Here is a 17,431-nt window from a genome sequence, read left to right on the forward strand (position 1 = left end):
ACCCCTGGGGCCCGGCCCGGTTTGACCCGTTCGGCCGCCGCCCCGTAACCTGGACCGTCGGCATGTCCACTGACGTGCCACATCCCCGTAAACCTCTTCCTCCGGAGCACACGGTGTTCTGGAGAGGCCGCCCGTGCCGGGCGGCTGGACTGCGGGGGTGCCGTTCCCGAGCGAGAGAGTGAGATCCGCGTGTACGCCATCGTGCGCAGCGGTGGTCGCCAGCACAAGGTTGCTGTCGGCGACATCGTTGAGGTTGACAAGATTTCCACTGCCAAGGTTGGCGACACGGTCGAGCTCTCGACCCTGCTCGTTGTCGACGGCGACGCTGTGACCAGTGACCCGTGGGTGCTGGCCGGCATCAAGGTCCAGGCCGAGGTCGTGGACCACCACAAGGGCCAGAAGATCGACATTCTGCGCTACAAGAACAAGACCGGCTACCGCCGTCGTCAGGGCCACCGCCAGCAGTACACGGCGATCAAGGTCACTGAGATCCCCGCGGCTGCGAAGTAAGGGACTGAGGAGAGATGGCACACAAGAAGGGCGCATCGTCCACCCGTAACGGTCGTGACTCCAACGCTCAGCGCCTCGGCGTGAAGCGCTTCGGCGGTCAGGTCGTGAACGCGGGCGAGATCCTGGTCCGTCAGCGCGGCACCCACTTCCACCCGGGCGCCGGTGTCGGCCGTGGCGGCGACGACACGCTGTTCGCGCTGAACGCCGGTGCGGTGCAGTTCGGCACCCACCGTGGCCGCAAGGTCGTGAACATCGTTCCGGTCGCCTGATCGGAAGCTTTCGCGAGGCGGACCTCACTTCCCGGTCGGGAAGGCGGGTCCGCCTTTCGCGTGTTGACATAGGTAAAACCCGTACTTTCTGGAGGCACACACCATGACCACCTTCGTGGACCGCGTCGAACTGCATGTCGCCGCGGGTAACGGAGGTCACGGCTGTGCCTCCGTCCACCGCGAGAAGTTCAAGCCGCTCGGAGGACCGGACGGCGGGAACGGCGGGCGGGGCGGTGACGTCATCCTGACCGTCGACCAGTCGGTGACCACCCTGCTCGACTACCACCACTCCCCGCACCGCTCGGCCACCAACGGCAAGCCCGGCGAGGGCGGCAACCGCTCCGGCAAGGACGGCCAGGACCTGATCCTCCCCGTGCCGGACGGCACCGTGGTGCTGGACAAGGCGGGCAATGTCCTCGCCGACCTGGTCGGCCACGGCACCTCCTACGTCGCCGCACAGGGCGGCCGGGGCGGCCTCGGCAACGCGGCACTGGCCTCCGCCCGCCGCAAGGCGCCCGGTTTCGCGCTGCTCGGTGTGCCGGGGGACCTCCAGGACATCGTCCTGGAGCTGAAGACCGTCGCCGATGTGGCGCTGGTGGGCTACCCGAGCGCCGGCAAGTCCTCGCTGATCTCGGTGCTGAGCGCCGCCAAGCCGAAGATCGCCGACTACCCGTTCACCACCCTGGTGCCGAACCTCGGTGTCGTCACGGCCGGTTCGACCGTGTACACCATCGCCGACGTGCCGGGACTGATCCCGGGCGCCAGCCAGGGCAAGGGCCTGGGCCTGGAGTTCCTGCGGCACGTGGAGCGGTGCAGCGTGCTGGTGCACGTTCTGGACACGGCGACGCTGGAGTCCGACCGCGACCCGGTGTCCGACCTCGACATCATCGAGGCGGAGCTGAGCGAGTACGGCGGCCTCGACAACCGTCCGCGGATCGTCGTCCTGAACAAGATCGACGTACCGGACGGCAAGGACCTCGCCGAGATGGTGCGGCCGGAGCTGGAGGCGCGGGGCTACCGGGTCTTCGAGGTGTCCGCGGTCGCCCACCTCGGGCTGAAGGAGCTGTCGTTCGCGCTCGCCGACCTGGTCGGCAAGGCGCGGGCCGCGAAGCCGAAGGAGGAGGCGACGCGGATCGTCATCCGGCCCAAGGCCGTGGACGACACGGGCTTCACCGTCGTCCGCGAGGAGGACGGGCTGTTCCGGGTGCGTGGCGAGAAGCCGGAGCGCTGGGTGCGGCAGACCGACTTCAACAACGACGAGGCCGTCGGCTACCTCGCCGACCGGCTCAACCGCCTCGGTGTCGAGGAGGAGTTGATGAAGGCGGGCGCCCGGTCCGGCGACGGAGTCGCCATCGGACCCGAGGAGAACGCCGTGGTCTTCGACTGGGAGCCGACCGTCATGGCCGGCGCCGAGATGCTCGGCCGCCGCGGTGAGGACCACCGCTTCGAGGCGCCGCGCCCCGCGGCCCAGCGCCGCAGGGACCGGCAGGCGGAACGGGACGACGTGGACCGGGAGTTCGACGACTTCGAGCCCTTCGAGGGTTAACACCGGGGGAAGCCGGGGCCTGCGACAGGGCCAACCAACCGTCGGTTCGGTGAGTCGTACGGGGCGGCGCGGTGAGGATCGTGATCCTCACCGCGCCGCCCCGTCCTTTTGACCTCTTGTCTCCCGGAGTCGATGTGTCCGTACGCCGCGGTTTGGTGGTTGCCCTCGCCCTGCTGGGCGCGACCGTCGGAGCAACACCCCTCGCGCATGCCGCGCCCGAGCCCCCGAGGCAGGCCTTCAACGGCGACGGCTACGAGGACCTGGTGACCGGTGTCCCGAACGGGCTGGTGGCCGGGAAGAGGCGGGCCGGGTACATCGCCGTCGTCTACGGCTCGGCGAACGGGCCCGGTACCAGGAAGGGCCGAGAACCAGTGCCGTCTGGATGTTCACGGCCAGGGGCGCTCTCACCTTCGGCGCCGGTGCCTTCGGTATGACCGCCGCCGACTCGCGCTTCGGCGACTGCTTCCCGCAGTGAGCGGCGGTCGCCCGCTGACGGACGGTCAGCGGGCGACTTCCTGTTGCTTGCCTATTTGTCATGCACGCGAACCCTGAGGTTCAGCGGGTGGACTGCCCGGAAGCGTGAGCTTCCAGGTGTCCAAGGGGCCCGCGACGCAGGGGAGTTCGTCGATGACCGCAGTAGGATCACCCGACCGACGCCGCTTTCTGACCGCCGGTGCCGCCGTGCTCGGCGCCGCCGCCTCCGCACAGCTGTGGCTGCCGGCCACCGCACGTGCCGCCGAAACGGCCCTGCCCGAGGGCGTGTTCAGCCTCGGCGTGGCCTCCGGCGACCCGCTCCCGGACGGCATCGTGCTGTGGACCCGGCTCGCCCCCGACCCGCTGAACGGCGGCGGTATGCCCGACGCCGTGGTGCCGGTGCAGTGGGAGCTCGCCGAGGACGAGCGGTTCCGCAAGGTCGCGCGCCGCGGCACCGCCCAGGCCCGGCCCGAGTACGGGCACAGCGTTCACGTGGATGTACGCGGCCTGCGGCCGGGCCGCCGCTACTGGTACCGCTTCCGCACCGGCGGCCGTATCTCGCCCGTCGGCCGCACCCGTACCGCGCCCCACCCCTACAGCTCCGGCGGCGATCTGCGCTTCGCGCTCGCCTCCTGCCAGAACTGGCAGCACGGATACTTCACGCCGTACGCCGACATGCTGGACCAGGATCCCGATGTCGTGGTGTTCGTCGGTGACTACATCTACGAGTCGGTGCCCTCGGCGACGGCCCTGCGCAGGCACGAGGGGACGGGGGAGCCGTACACCCTGGAGCAGTACCGCAACCGGTACGCCCAGTACCGCTCCGACCCCGACCTCGCGGCGATGCACGCGGGCGCGCCCTTCGTGGTGACCTTCGACGACCACGAGGTCGACAACGACTTCGCCGGCGAGATCCCGCAGGACCCGGCCAAGCAGCCGCACGACGCGTTCGTGGCCCGGCTCACCGCGGCCTACCAGGCGTACTACGAGCACATGCCGGTACGCGCCACGGCCGTTCCGAACGGACCGCACATCCGGATGTACCGCCGCCTGGAGTTCGGCCGCCTCGCCCGGCTGAACGTCCTCGACACCCGGCAGTACCGCAGCGACCAGGCCACCAGCCAGGCCGGTGCCATGGACCCCTCGCTCACCATGCTCGGCGCCGCGCAGAAGCAGTGGCTGCTGGACGGGCTGCACGACTCGCCCGCGCGCTGGAACCTGATCGCCTCGCAGATCATGATGGCCGAGACCGATCTGCTGGTCGGCGAGGGCAAGCAGTGGTTCTACGACGCCTGGGACGGCTACCAGGCCGAACGCAACCAGTTCCTCAAGGAGTTCAGGGGCGTGCGCAACCCGGTGGTCCTCACCGGAGACCGGCACCTGACGATGATCAGCGATCTCAAGGAGGACTTCGCGGACCCGGCCTCCGCCGTCGTCGGCGCCGAGTTCGTCGGCACCTCCATCTCCAGCAACGGCGACCAGGACCAGGACGCGTTCCGCAGGGAGTGGGACCCGCGCCGCGCGGACAACCCGCACTGGAAGCTGCTCGACGCGCACCGCGGCTACCACCTCTTCGACATCCGCCGTGACGGCATCGACGCGCAGGTCAGGGTGGTGGACACGGTCCGGCAACCGACATCGACGCCGAGCACGCTGGCGAAGCTCAGGGTGGAGGCGGGCCGTCCGGGCGTCGAGGTGGTGTGACCCGGTGAGTGTGGCGCTCATCACTGTCCCACACAGCTCTTAGCCAACCCTCAGGAACACCTCTTACCGTCCCTTGTCCATGGAGACGGACTGTACGAGAGATGAAGTCCCGGCCAACAGCGCGCTGCCCCCACTGGCGGCCGGGACGAGGCTGCTGCACATCGGCCCGCACAAGACCGGGACCACCTCGATCCAGGGCGCCCTCTTCGCGGCCAAGGAGGCGATGGCCGCGCACGGCGTCGACTTCCCGGCGACCAGCAGGCACCCCATGTCGGCCGCGCTCGCGGTCTGCGCCCGCCCCGGGATGCTGGGCGACAGCAAGCCCACCGAGCGGCACTGGGAGACGCTGGTGGAGCAGGTCGCCGCCACCGGCCGGCGCACCTGTGTGATCAGCAGCGAGTTCTTCGCCGACGCCCCCGACGACGAGACCGTCGAGCGGATCGTCCAGGAGCTGGGCGGCGACCGGGTGCATGTCCTGGTCACCCTGCGCCCGCTGGTGAGGATCATGCCCTCGCAGTGGCAGCAGTACGTGCAGAACGGCCTGCGGGTGGGCTACGAGGGCTGGCTGAGGCACATGCTCAAGAAGGCGCCGTACGAGAAGCCCACCCCCAGTTTCTGGCGCCGCCACCGGCATGACCGACTGGTCGAGCGGTGGATGCGGGTGGTCGGGGCGGACCGGGTCACCGTGGTGGTCGTCGACGACCGGGACCGCGGTGGTCTGATGCGCACCTTCGAGGCGCTGCTCGGACTGCCCGGGAATCTGCTTCAGGAGGTTCCGGACACCGCGAACAGGTCACTCACCCTGGCCGAGACCGAAATGCTGCGGAATCTTAATAAGGAATTCCGTGGGAATGAGCTCCCGGAGGAGCTTTATTCACAGCTCATCCGATATGGCGCCGTCATGCATATGAAGAGCGCGTGCGCGCCGGGTCCCGACGACGTGAAGATCCGCACCCCGCAGTGGGCCGCCGAGGCCGCCGCCGAGATCGGTGCCGAGATGGCGCTGCGGATCGGCGCGATGGGCGTGCGGGTGCTGGGGGACCCCGGCATTCTGTCCGCCGTACCGAAACCCCCGACGCGGACCGATGCCGAGCCGCGCATGGCTCCTGAGGTGGCCGCGCAGGCGCTGTACGGGGCCCTCGCGGCGGCCGCGGCGGCGCCGGTGCGGAACACCGCGCCCGTGCAGGCGCGGACGGTTCACCAGACCTCTTCCAAGGAACTCGTGAAGGTCCTCGGGCACCGCTGCCTCAAGCGGCTGCGGCGCCGCTGAGCTGTGCGGTTACTCACAGCTACGCCAAGCAATTCCACCCGGGAACCACGGAAGCATTCCGACCGTCACCAGGAGTGCAAGGTGAATGACAGGTTGCGCGCACATATGCGGCGGAGGACGCTCGCCTTGCACTGCGGTAACCGGAAGTGGGACCATTTCCAAGTTCCCAGTCGCCACAAGGTAGGTCACCTGTGTCCCAGCACATAGCCAAGCCCCGTACCACCGCAGTGATCCTGGCCGGTGGTACCGGTCAGCGTGTGGGTCTCTCGATCCCCAAGCAGCTGCTGAAGATCGCTGGCAAGGCAGTCATCGAGCACACCCTGACCACCTTCGAGAAGGCCGACTCGATCGACGACATCATCGTGCTGATGGCGCCGGGCTACGTCCCCGACATCGAGAAGATCGTGGCCAAGGCGGGGTTCAAGAAGGTCACCAGGATCATCGAAGGCGGCGCCACCCGTAACGAGACCACCGAGCGTGCCATCGCCGCCCTCGGTGAGGGTCTGGCCGAGGGCGAGGACCGCAATGTCCTCTTCCACGACGCCGTGCGCCCGCTGCTGTCACAGCGCGTGATCGACGACTGTGTCACCGCCCTGGAGCGTTACCAGGCCGTCGACGTCGCCATCCCGTCCGCGGACACCATCATCGTCACCCGCACCCACGGCGAGGACGGCGAGTTCATCACCGAGATCCCGGACCGCTCCCGGCTGCGCCGCGGCCAGACGCCGCAGGCCTTCAAGCTGTCCACGATCAAGCGGGCCTACGAGGTCGCGGCCGGCGACCCGAACTTCCAGGCCACCGACGACTGCACCGTCGTGCTCCGCTACCTGCCGGACGTGCCGATCCACGTGGTCGCGGGCGACGAGTACAACATGAAGGTCACCCAGCCCGTCGACGTCTTCATCGCCGACAAGCTGTTCCAGCTGGCCTCCACCGCCGCGCCCGAGCAGGTCTCCGAGGAGGCCTACCGCGAGCTGCTCACCGGCAAGACCATCGTCGTCTTCGGCGGCTCCTACGGCATCGGCAAGGACATCGCCGAGCTCGCCGAGTCCTACGGCGCCAAGGTCTATGCCCTCGGCCGCTCCACCACCGGCACCCATGTGGAGAACCCGGAGGAGGTCGACGACGCGCTGTCCAAGGCGTACGCCGAGACCGGGCGCATCGACTACGTCGTGAACACCGCCGGCGTGCTGCGCATCGGCAAGCTCGCCGAGACCGACAACGCCACCATCGAGGAGGCGCTGAAGGTCAACTACCTCGCGCCGGTGCAGATCGCCCGCTCCTCGTACAAGTACCTCGCCGAGACCGGCGGCCAGCTGCTGCTGTACACCTCCAGCAGCTACACCCGCGGCCGGGCCGAGTACAGCCTGTACTCCTCCACCAAGGCCGCCATGGTCAACCTCACCCAGGCGCTGTCCGACGAGTGGGCCGGTGACGGCATCCGGGTGAACTGCATCAACCCCGAGCGCACCGCCACCCCGATGCGCACCAAGGCCTTCGGGCAGGAGCCGGCGGGCAGCCTGCTCTCCTCCGAGGCGGTCGCCCGCACCTCCCTCGACGTGCTGCTTTCCGAGCTGACCGGTCATGTCATCGACGTCCGCCAGCAGGACCCGACGGCGGCGGCGGGCCAGGCGTCCGGCTTCGAGGCGGCGCTGGCCAGCGTGTTGGACCGTCAGGACGGCGTGGCATAATCAGCGGTTAATAGCCTTACGGAATTCAGGCCTCTGCGTTTCTTCATTCACGAAGAATTCACAGGGGCCTGAGTCCTTCGGCCCTCCAGACCGGCAACCCCTCCCAGAGCAGGTTTATCCGTGATCTCCACCGCTATACGCGTCGCCCGGGTGGGCAGCGCGGCCGAGCTGGCCGCGGCGGTCCTCATGATGCTGGGCTTCCCCTGCCTCATGGTGGCCGCGCTCGTCCCGAGCGTTCCCGCCTTCGCGGCCGGTGCCGCCGTGACGTACCTGGCGGACCACTATCTGCACCGCAAGGGCAGCTACCTGGTCAACCGCCTGAGCAAGGTGCGCGCCGGACTGTCGATCCGCTTCCTGATCAGACAGCTGCTGCTGGTCCTGCTGCTGGCCCGGCTCGATCTCTCGGACAACCTGGTCTTCTACGCCGCGGTCGCCGGCTTCATCGCCTTCTACGGCTTCCAGGCCCCGCACGGCGCCCTGGTCACGCTGATCCGCAACCGCCGCCGGATGCCGGTCGCCACCCGCAACATCGACCTGGCCTCGCGCATCCGCATCCCGGACGCCCCGCCGCGCTACCTGCTGCACCGCTCCGCCGAGAAGATGCTCCACCTCGACCTGGCCGCGGTGGTCGGCATCCTCGTCTCCGCCGCCATGGACGAGGCGCTCGCCGGCCTCATCGGCGCCGGTGTCACCCTGCTCCTCGGCTGCCTCTACGTCCTCGCGCTCATGCCGTACGTCCGCGGCAGCAAGATCCCGCCGAACGCGGACACCGTGCTGGCCGCCATGGACGACTGGCTGGCCGAGTACCGGCCCGAGACGGTGCTGTACTTCTCCGGCTCCAAGGAGTCGGCGTACCAGGTCAACATGTGGCTGGAGACGATGGAGCAGCTGGACTCCCGGCCGCTGATCATCCTGCGCGAGCGGGTCATCCTGGCGAACCTGGCCCCGACCACGGTCCCCGTCATCTGCGTGCCCGGAGGGGTGCACCTGATGAACCTGGACCTGAGCACCGTGCGGGTCGCGCTGTACGCGGCGAACGTCGGCAAGAACATCCACCTGCTGCGCGTGCCCACCATGAAGCACGTCTTCATCGGCCACGGCGACAGCGACAAGCTGGCGAGCGTCAACCCGTTCAGCAAGGTCTACGACGAGGTGTGGACCGCCGGCCGCGCGGGCCGCGACCGGTACGCCATAGCCGATGTCGGCGTCCGCGACGACGACATCGTCGAGGTCGGACGCCCGCAGCTGGCGCCCATCCAGACCTGGCAGGGCGTGCCCGAGGGCCCCCGCGGCGGAGCCGCCGACGGACGCTGCCCGACCGTGCTGTACGCCCCCACCTGGGAGGGCTGGGACGGCAACCCCGGCAACACCTCGATCGTGCTGGCCGGCGAGAACATCGTGCGGAGCCTGGTCACGGCCGAACCGCCGGTCCGCGTCCTGTACAAGCCGCACCCGTTCACCGGCACCGTCAGCGCCGAGGCCAAGGCCGCTCACCAGCGGATCACCGCCCTGGTGGAGAAGGCCGGCGCCGAGCGCGCCGCCGACGCCCGTTTCGCCGCCGACACCGCGGCCCAGAGCGCCGCCAAGGCCGAGCTGGCCCGGATCGAGGCCCGGCTCGCGCAGCTGGCCGGCAACGGCAAGGAGCGCGGCGACGAGGCAGAGGTCACCCGGGACAGCCTGGTGGACGTGGCCCGGCACGAGGAGGTCGCCCGGCTGCGCGCGCAGTGGAACGACGCGTACTGGCGCTCCTTCGGCAGCCATGAGCACCGGGTGATCTCGGGCGCCGAGCCGCGGCTCTACGACTGCTTCAACGTCTCCGACGCGATGGTCTCCGACATCTCCAGCGTGGTCTCCGACTTCATCGCGAGCGGCAAGCCGTACGCGGTGACGGACTCCGCCGAGCTGGGCGAGGAGGAGTTCAAGCGGCAGAACACCGCCGTGCGTGCCGCGGTCGTCCTGACCAACAGCGCGGCCGAGCTGGGCGAACTGCTGGAGGCGGTGCGCGACCCGGCCGCCGACCCGCTGGCCGAGGACCGCGGCGAGCTGAAGCGGTATCTGCTCGGCCCGGACGAGCCGGCCTCCATCGACCAGTTCAACACCGCGGTGGCGAACCTCTCCCTGAAGGCCGAGACCCGCAACCTTGGCCAGGAGGCGCGGATCGCGGCGACCGAGTCGGCGGAACTGACGGGCTGACCGCCGGTCCCTTCACCTCGGTTCGGCCCCTGGGGAGCTCAACTCCCCGGGGGCCGAACCTTTTTCATGCCTCGTGCGTACTGTGATGTGGCTCACTAAAAGATCGGCGGGAGGCAACCGCTTCCCCAAGCGAACCGTCTACTAGGTAGCGAAAAGGAGATACGGGAGAAAACCTTCCGTTTGCTAGGGGGAAACGTGACCGTGACGCAGCCTGATGTGAGCGTCATCATCGGGGCGTACGAGGCGATGCCGTATCTGGTCGAGTGCCTGGCGTCCGTCGAGGCGCAGACCATCGAGCCGGCGCGCGTCGAGGTCATCGCGGTGGACGACGGCTCGGCCGACGGCACGGGCGAGTATCTGGAGGAGTTCGCCGCCCGCGCCCCCATGCCGGTGACGGTGATCCGGCAGGAGAACTCCGGTGGCCCCAGCGGCCCGCGCAATGTGGGCCTCGGCAAGGCCGCCGGACGCTATGTCTTCTTCCTCGACGCCGACGACCGGCTCGGCCCCGAGGCTCTGGAGCGGATGGTCGCCATGGCCGACCGCAACGGCACGGACGTCGTCCTCGGCCGGGTCGAGGGCATCAACCGCAAGCCGCCCCAGTCGATGTGGGGCAGGACGCTGGAGCGCACCGATGTGTACTCCTCCAACATCAAGTTCACACTGAGCGCCCAGAAGCTGTTCCGCCGGGAGATGCTCACCCGGCACGACATGCGCTTCGACGAGTCCCTGTGGACCGGCGAGGACGCGCTGTTCACGATGGAGGCCTATCTGCGGGCCGACGGCGTCTCCGTGATCGCCGACTACACCTGCTACTACCTGGTGGGCCGCGAGGACGGCAAGCACGTGACGAAGAGGGGGAGTTACACCCTGCGCTTCGACTCCGCGCGCGCCCTGATGAACCTGATCGCGGAGATGGTCCCGCCCGGTGCCAGGCGCGATGTGCTCATGGTCCGCCCCTTCGCCGTCACGCTGCTGCCGCAGTTCGGCCCGAAGTTTCTCAAGGACAGCGAGAAGATCCGGCGGCACAAGCTCGAACTGGCAGCGCCCCTGATGGCCGCGCACTGGAACGAGGGCGTCGCCCAGCGCCTCAAGGTCGAGGATCGGCTGCGGATGCACCTGGTCGCGGGGCAGCAGCCCGAACGCCTGCTGGAGGTCCTGAAGTTCACCAAGGCCAAGAAGCAGCCGGCGGCCCTCCTGGAGAAGAAGGGCCGCCGGCTGTACCTCGCCTACCCGTACTTCCGCGACGCCGAGGCCGGCATCCCCGACTCCGTCTACCTCGCCGAACCCCGCGAGGCCCGCGCCCACCCCGGCTACCGCGAGGGCGGCGCCGACTTCTTCATGCGCCGGGCGCTGCGGAAGACGCGGCGGCTGCTGTCTCGTCGCGCTGCACCGGGATCATCCGCGCCCGGCGCTCCTCGGCGGCCGAACACAGCTGCTGTACCGCCGCGTTGAAGCGCTCCTGGGAGCTCGGCTCGTCCGGCCCCAGCAGCTGCCGCTTCAACTCGGCGCGGGCATCCGCCAGTTCGTCCCGCTCCGGGTCCCGGACCGACTCCAGCAGCTCCTTGATCCCGGCCGCGTCCGGCGTCAGCACGGTCGCCGCCCGCACCGTCGGGAAGGCCTTGCGGAACACGTCCTCCGCGAGCCCGCTGGTGTTGGCCACGGCGTACGGCTTGCCGCTCGCGAGAAAGTCGCTGACCACACTGGAAACATCGCTGACCAGCAGATCCGCCCGGTTGAAACAGGAGTACAGCGCGGGCCGGGCCTCCGTGACGATCTGGTGCTCCCACTCCGGCAGCGACGCCCAGTAGGCCTCGTCCCAGGCGGCCGTGGCCCGCGCCACCGCGTCGGCCCGCCCCGCCCCGGGCGCCGACTGCGCCAGCATCCGCTCGACCTGGTCGGCCCCGGACCGGAACACGGACGTGGTGAGCCGGTCCAACTCCGCCGTGACCCTGCCCAGTTCCCCGTCGTCGGCGGGCCGAGTGCCCGAGCGCTCCCGGTTCGCCGCGCGCACCAGTTCCCGGATCCGCAGATCGGCCGCCCCGGCCCGCGGATCCACCGACCCGGTCAGCGGATGCGGCTTGTACAGCAGCCGTACGCCCGGATCCGCCAGCAGCGCCCGTACGAGGTTCTCGCCGGCCTCGATCACCGAGGTGTTCCCCGGGTTGCCGTCCCAGCCCTCCCAGGTCGGCGCGTACAGGACGGTGGTGTACGTCCCGGTCGGCGGGCCCGCGTACGGCCGTACGGCATCCAGCTGCGGCCGGCCGATCTCCACGACGTCCTTGTCCTCGACCCCGACCTCGGCCAGCGCGTACCGCTCACGGGCCGCGGGACCGGCCACCCACACCTCGTCGTAGGCCTTCGCGTACGGGTTGCAGGAGGACAGCTTGTCGCTCTCCCCGTGGTTGACGAAGGTGTGCTTGATGGTGGGGATGCGCACCACCTGGGAGGTCTTGCCGGAGTTCGAGGGGTGGATGAGAACCTGGAGCGTGGACTGCTCCAGGCGCATCAGCGTGGAGACCTTGGGCAGGCAGATGACCGGGACATCGGTGGGCGCGAGCTTCTGCACCATGAACCGTTCGCGCAGCACGATCAGCGGCCGCCCCTCCAGCTTGGCGAGCGGCTCCAGCCACATGTTCGCCTGGTACGCCGAGGAGGGGCCGCCGGAGAAGTACAGGCCGACGGTGGGGCGGTACTCCGCCAGCCAGGTGTCCAGCCAGTCCAGCGCCTGCTGCTCGGTCGCCGGACGGCGGCTCGGCAGCAGCCGCAGGAGCAGGGCGCACAGGCCCAGGACGGCGAGGCCGAGGGAGAGCGCGATGCCGAGGGCGGCCCAGCGGCGGTCGGCGGTGGCGGCCGTGGCGAGCAGACCGGCGGTCGCGGGCAGGCCGAAGGCCAGCAGCCGGTGGCCGGGGCGGCGCAGCAGGACCGGTGGGGCGGGGGACAGCCGCAGGGCGGAGGCGTCGATGTTCCGGGTCACCACCGGCAGGGTGCGGGTGCGACGGACCAGGACCGAGACGGCCTGGATCATGCAGTGCAGGGCGTAGAAGGCGAGCAGACCGGCCACGAGGGGGGCGTACGCCGACTCCCGGTCCTGACCGCCGAGCAGCAGTAGGCCCACCACCAGCAACAGGTCCCGCACCACATGGCGCACGGTGATGTCCATGTGCGACTTGGCGAACACCGACAGGATGCCCGGCTGCCAGCGGTACAGGACGCCCTCCACGGCCAGGGAGAGCACGGTCGCGGCGATCAGCAGCGGGACGTGCGGGCGCAGGGCGGCCACGGCCTGGGCACACAGGGCGACGGCCATGGCCGCGACCGTGAGCACCTTGACCGGGATCCGGAAACGGGAGAGGGGAAAGGGCACTGCGGTCACTCCAAGGTCGGCAGACATGCGTCTGGGTTAACGCGCGCCTGCCTCCGGACGACACGGAGGTGTCCGGAGACCCTGGTGAGCCGTGGGTTACGAGGCTTCCTGCAGCGAAACTCGGCGTTCTCGCTGAGCGGTGACCGCATCTCAGGACTGCTCTGCCGTGCACGTCAGAGCGGGGCGTGCCCTGCTGCTCGATGCACTGGCGGACCAAGGCCAACGGCGCGGCCACAAGGTAGCACCTCACGTCCTCTTCGAGAACGCCGCATCGTCGCCGCCCGATAACGTGCCATTCACCTGTTGGTCGGATTTCGTCCATCTTCGGTAGTCGCAGACAGGTCCGGGAAGACCGCCCTTCGGGATTGCCGGACATTTCCCGCAGTGTTTGCGATCGCTAAACTCCGAGCGTGCCGAGAGTCCTGGCATCAGGCTTGACCAAACTTGTGCGAGCCATAACATGTGCCAGTGACGACAAATACAATCACTCAACGGTGCGCGGGACCAAACTGGCTTTGCTGCTTGCCATGTCAATGATGGCGGCAGTCGTGTCGGCGCCCCCGGCGGCTGCCCTGGCGGGCTCCTGCTCGGAATCCGGAAACTATGAGGTCTGTTTCACCTACGGGGCCGGCATTGAAGACCGACTGATAGCCTCGGAAATCAAGGCCAAGATAGACGCGACTGCGGATGCGAAAGCAGCAGGCGCCACCGGCGAGCACTACATTCGTGTAGCGATCTACAACTGGGGAACCGACGGCGGCGGCACTGCCATCGCGGATTCTCTGGTGCGTGCGTCACAGCTGGGCGTGAGCGTTCGTATTGTGGTCGGGCCTTCGGATTCCGCCATCACCACCAAATTCAAGAATGCCGGAATTGATTTGGTGTACTGCCCGGATGCATGTCAGACTCCGGGTAAGGGCTCGATGCACAACAAGTTCTTCGTCATCAAGAAGGGCGACACGAAGCTGGTGCTGCAGAGCTCCAGCAATCTGAGCGAGTGGCAGGCCAGGCACGCCCAGAACCTGCTCATCAGCCGCGACGACGACCTCCTGTTCTCCGCGTACGTGAACTACTGGCGCCGTCTCGCAGCGGGAACCTGGACGTACGACGGCATCGCGTGGGACACCGATGCCAAGAGGATGATCGACGGCAGCAATGACCTCTCGAAGGCGTACTTCTTCCCGCAGCCCAGCAGTAATCGCGTAGCCGACGTGCTCGGCAACGTGAGCGCCTGTACGGAGGGGAATGACCGGGTGTGGCTGGAGTCCAGCCTGGTGGAGGACGAAGCGTACGCGCGGGAGATCATCGCCGAGCTGAACCGGCTCGCGGGCATCGGCTGCGACGTCAAGGTGATCGTCCAGGAGCAGTCCGGCTCCGACATCCTCCAGAAGTACGGTGTCGCCTCGACCGACATCAGCTGTGACGGCTGGAGCCACAACAAGCTGCTGCTGATCGACGCCAAGTACGCCGGCGAATGGCGCAAGGCCGTGTTCGTCGGCTCCTACAACCTCACTGACAATTCCGCCCACGGTGCCAACGACGTGATGCTGCGCGTCATCGACGGGTGGGTGACCAACCGCTACATCGACCAGTTCCGCGTGCTGTGGACGAACCCGCACGCCTGTGACCAGGCGACCTGATCCGGCGGAGGTATAAGAACGGCGGAGCCGCCTGTGTGCGGCTCCGCCGTTGTCGTATCACGCACACGGCTGGCCGGACCGGCGGCAGCCGCTCCCCCGGGTCAAAGCCCTGATCGGTGCTGGCCGCGACGGCCGGCGTGACAGACGCAAGAGTTCGTCGCTCGACAGGGTCCGGGGTCCATGCCCCGCAAAGGGCCCGCGGAGTTGCCAACGGTGTCCGGAGCGGGACGTATTGGATCGGCCGCGCGTATTCCCCGGAACGAGAATCGGCGGACCGGTTGGTGTGGGCAGCCTCAAGTCCGGCAGGACTTGATCAACTGCTGCTGTCCCTTCAACTATGGCCTGTCCCCGCGCAGTTCAAGGCCTTGTTGCTTTGACAGACCGAATGATGGTGGACGGCATGCGGGGCGGCAGCCGTTTCGCGTCAACCTGCTTACTTCAGGTCAACCTTGGGCCCACTCGAACACCAGCTGGATTTCCCGAGGTAGGTTCATGTCCACGTCAAGCACATGGGTATCAGGGACACCATGTGCATCAGCTTGGGGGAATGGATGCATAAGGGTACAGCCCGTTCGGCTGCGTTACTCGCGACACTTGTGCTGTCGTTGGGCGGTGCGCTGGTGCCGACAGTGGCCCAGGCGCAGGACGACAGGGGGGCCTTGGGCAAGCCCGTCGCGCAGTCCCCGGACGGGACAGTTGAACCGTTCGTTATAGGCGGGACCCTGCCCGATTCTGACGGAATCGCCGCGGTCTCACTCGACGGAAGTCCGAACTGCAGCGGGTCAATCATCGACAACTACTGGATCCTCACGGCTAAACACTGTGTCAGATCCAATGGCGGCGACGGAGATAAGTACGACTACAGCAGGCTCAAGGTACGCGTGAAGAGCGTGTACGCGGACAGCGGTGGGGGTGTCGTGGGAGTGGCTCTGACCAAGTCGCGCGACGACTACGACCTTGCGCTGATCAAGCTCAACCGGTCGGCGAACGCCGAGCCCGTACGCATGGCCACGAAGCACTCCGAGATTGGCGCGACGACGTACGTCTTCGGCTATGGAGCCAACACGACGAGCGGTACGTCCGACTACCGCCTGCGCCGGGGTACTGAGCGCGTCGTGGACAACTCCTTCCCCGGGATTCTCACCCACGCCATCGACGGAAAGCCGTGTCATGGGGACTCCGGCGGTCCGTTGTTCAAGCTCGTCGACGGAAACCGCTACCAGATCGGTGTGGTCTCCAGGCTTCCGCAAGGCGACCCCACGAATTGTTCGGCAGGGCGCACGGTCTACTCGTCCGTGCCCAACAGCCTGGACTGGATCGAGACGGTCATGCGGGACTTCTGAGAGATCACGTATGGGCAATGCCCGCTGGAAGTCCCCAGCGGGCATTGCCCTTTCCGTATGCCCGTCCCACTGCTTCCTGCGCATGAAAGCGAGGCTGTCATTACCGGGTTCGTACGCACATTGAAACTGAGGCACCTTCTCGCGTCGGCTCTCCTCGTCGGAGCCTTTCTTCTGTCTGCCACTCCCGCCCCGGCGGCCCAGGAGGCCGCGCCGCTCACCAGCGGCGCAGTATTCAACAATCCCAAGGGATCGGCGGCCCAGCAGAACGCGGTGAAGGACCACATCATCACGGCGATCGGCAGAACACAGAGCGGCCGTATGATCAGGTCCGCGCTTTACGCGCTCACGGATCAGGACTATACCGACGCACTCATCGCTGCCGATAGGCGTGGTGTCGCAGTGCGGGTGGTTCTGGACGCCAAGTTCAAGTCGTCCGAGGCGGCGCAGAACCTTGTCTCGGCGCTGGGCACGGACAAGGCCAACGGCTCCTGGGTGCATGTGTGCACATCGGGTGGCGCCTGCATAGCCACGGGCCGAAGCAGCATGATCAACCACAACAAATTCTTCCTGTTCTCGCGGGTGGGCAATGTGGGGGAGGCGGAGGACGTGGTGATCCAGACCTCCGCAAACCAAACCTCTCTCAATACGACGCGGTACTGGAACAATGCCTACACGGTCGTGGGAAACACGCCGCTGTACACCGCCTACCGCGAATACTTCGACGATCTGGCGGCAATGACGAAGAACGAAAACTACTTCGTCAGTGGAAAGGTCGGCACCGAGAAGTATTACTTCTTCCCGCAGCAGACAGGGGACGTCATGGTGGACATCCTCGGCAATCTCTCCTGCGCTCAGGGAGCCACGGTGCGAGTGGCGGCATTCGCCCTGCACAGGGACGCGGTCGCCCAGAAGCTCAGGTCGCTCGCGGATCAGGGCTGCTCCGTACGTGTCGTGTACAACGACAGCAATGATGTCGGCGAACTCTCTGGGCACAGGAACATCGCACTGCGCCGGTTGAGTACTGCCGACGGGTACCTCGTGCACTCGAAGTACGTGCTGATCGAGGGGAATTACGCCGGGCACGCCGGTACAAAATGGACCTTCACCGGATCGCATAACCTGGACGAGTCGTCGCTGCGTGACAATGACGAGGCGATGCTCCGACTCGAGGGCACTGGGCCGCACGACGCCTACCGCCAGAACTTCGAGAGCATGTTTGCCATCGCGACTCCAGCCGGGTGACGGACTGGTTCCTGCGAGGCTGAAGCAAGGTGTTCGCCCTCCGGGGACTTGCCGGAGGGCGACGAGGCGCCGTGTGCGAGCACGGTCTGCTGCGGAGCAGGACAAGGGCCCCGCGTCGTCCGGAGCTTGGACCGTGGCGCGCTGCCCTTGTGGCTCACGTAGATTGCCTCGTAGCGATCCGTTCC

At 67.8% G+C, this 17,431-nt stretch carries 12 protein-coding genes and 1 pseudogene; 12 read left to right on the plus strand and 1 reads right to left on the minus strand.

Features of this window, described 5'->3' with window-relative positions; translation table 11 throughout:
* The first annotated feature begins 189 nt into the window (after positions 1 to 189).
* The 9 genes and pseudogenes from rplU to RMT89_RS30125 all read left to right on the plus strand — a co-directional run bounded on the left by rplU (position 190) and on the right by RMT89_RS30125 (position 11,109).
* A complete protein-coding gene (rplU, locus tag RMT89_RS30085; protein WP_004931419.1) occupies positions 190 to 510 on the plus strand; it encodes a 50S ribosomal protein L21 in 321 nt (106 codons plus the stop codon).
* A 14-nt stretch (positions 511 to 524) separates the two neighbouring features.
* Positions 525 to 779, plus strand: a complete 255-nt coding sequence (gene rpmA, locus RMT89_RS30090) for a 50S ribosomal protein L27 (RefSeq protein ID WP_030961848.1) — start codon at positions 525 to 527, stop codon at positions 777 to 779.
* Positions 780 to 882: 103 nt separating this feature from the next.
* Positions 883 to 2,325, plus strand: coding sequence for a GTPase ObgE (obgE, locus tag RMT89_RS30095; protein WP_315886932.1), 1,443 nt, complete (start codon positions 883 to 885; stop codon positions 2,323 to 2,325).
* 155 nt (positions 2,326 to 2,480) lie between these two features.
* Positions 2,481 to 2,639 (plus strand): annotated as a pseudogene (locus RMT89_RS30100) (VCBS repeat-containing protein); the annotation flags it as partial.
* 313 nt (positions 2,640 to 2,952) lie between these two features.
* On the plus strand, positions 2,953 to 4,503 hold the full coding sequence (locus tag RMT89_RS30105) for an alkaline phosphatase D family protein (protein WP_315886933.1): 1,551 nt from the start codon (positions 2,953 to 2,955) through the stop codon (positions 4,501 to 4,503).
* 79 nt (positions 4,504 to 4,582) lie between these two features.
* The gene (locus RMT89_RS30110; RefSeq protein WP_315886934.1) at positions 4,583 to 5,773 is read left to right on the plus strand and encodes a hypothetical protein; all 1,191 of its coding nucleotides are present in this window, start codon (positions 4,583 to 4,585) and stop codon (positions 5,771 to 5,773) included.
* Positions 5,774 to 5,964: 191 nt separating this feature from the next.
* Positions 5,965 to 7,464, plus strand: coding sequence for a bifunctional cytidylyltransferase/SDR family oxidoreductase (locus RMT89_RS30115; protein ID WP_315886935.1), 1,500 nt, complete (start codon positions 5,965 to 5,967; stop codon positions 7,462 to 7,464).
* Positions 7,465 to 7,584: 120 nt separating this feature from the next.
* Positions 7,585 to 9,657 (plus strand): hypothetical protein, encoded by a 2,073-nt coding sequence (locus RMT89_RS30120; RefSeq protein WP_399498501.1) that lies wholly within the window; start codon positions 7,585 to 7,587, stop codon positions 9,655 to 9,657.
* Positions 9,658 to 9,852: 195 nt separating this feature from the next.
* Positions 9,853 to 11,109 carry a glycosyltransferase family 2 protein gene (locus RMT89_RS30125; RefSeq protein ID WP_315886936.1) on the plus strand — a complete coding sequence of 419 codons (1,257 nt, stop codon included), beginning with the start codon at positions 9,853 to 9,855 and terminating at the stop codon, positions 11,107 to 11,109.
* Here RMT89_RS30125 and RMT89_RS30130 read toward each other — a convergent pair.
* A complete protein-coding gene (locus tag RMT89_RS30130) occupies positions 10,994 to 13,048 on the minus strand; it encodes a hypothetical protein (RefSeq protein ID WP_315886937.1) in 2,055 nt (684 codons plus the stop codon). The genes RMT89_RS30125 and RMT89_RS30130 overlap by 116 nt on opposite strands.
* A gap of 467 nt (positions 13,049 to 13,515) precedes the next feature.
* Between RMT89_RS30130 and RMT89_RS30135 the strand changes: the two genes are divergently transcribed.
* The 3 genes from RMT89_RS30135 (at position 13,516) to RMT89_RS30145 (ending at position 17,246) form a co-directional block, all read left to right on the plus strand.
* A complete protein-coding gene (locus RMT89_RS30135) occupies positions 13,516 to 14,661 on the plus strand; it encodes a phospholipase D-like domain-containing protein (RefSeq protein WP_315886938.1) in 1,146 nt (381 codons plus the stop codon).
* Positions 14,662 to 15,212: 551 nt separating this feature from the next.
* A complete protein-coding gene (locus RMT89_RS30140; protein ID WP_315886974.1) occupies positions 15,213 to 16,004 on the plus strand; it encodes a trypsin-like serine protease in 792 nt (263 codons plus the stop codon).
* A gap of 57 nt (positions 16,005 to 16,061) precedes the next feature.
* Positions 16,062 to 17,246, plus strand: coding sequence for a phospholipase D-like domain-containing protein (locus tag RMT89_RS30145; RefSeq protein WP_315886939.1), 1,185 nt, complete (start codon positions 16,062 to 16,064; stop codon positions 17,244 to 17,246).
* The last annotated feature ends 185 nt before the right edge of the window (positions 17,247 to 17,431 follow it).

It is taken from the genome of Streptomyces sp. P17 (assembly GCF_032436805.1).
Lineage (GTDB): Bacteria > Actinomycetota > Actinomycetes > Streptomycetales > Streptomycetaceae > Streptomyces.

Bases quoted from the DNA above. Each gene is read 5' to 3' on its own strand.
- rpmA (WP_030961848.1), top strand. From the start codon at position 525: ATGGCACACAAGAAGGGCGCATCGTCCACCCGTAACGGTCGTGACTCC.
- obgE (WP_315886932.1), top strand. From the start codon at position 883: ATGACCACCTTCGTGGACCGCGTCGAACTGCATGTCGCCGCGGGTAAC.
- RMT89_RS30105 (WP_315886933.1), top strand. From the start codon at position 2,953: ATGACCGCAGTAGGATCACCCGACCGACGCCGCTTTCTGACCGCCGGT.
- RMT89_RS30110 (WP_315886934.1), top strand. From the start codon at position 4,583: ATGGAGACGGACTGTACGAGAGATGAAGTCCCGGCCAACAGCGCGCTG.
- RMT89_RS30130 (WP_315886937.1), bottom strand. From the start codon at position 13,048: ATGTCTGCCGACCTTGGAGTGACCGCAGTGCCCTTTCCCCTCTCCCGT.
- RMT89_RS30140 (WP_315886974.1), top strand. From the start codon at position 15,213: ATGCATAAGGGTACAGCCCGTTCGGCTGCGTTACTCGCGACACTTGTG.
- RMT89_RS30145 (WP_315886939.1), top strand. From the start codon at position 16,062: ATGCCCGTCCCACTGCTTCCTGCGCATGAAAGCGAGGCTGTCATTACC.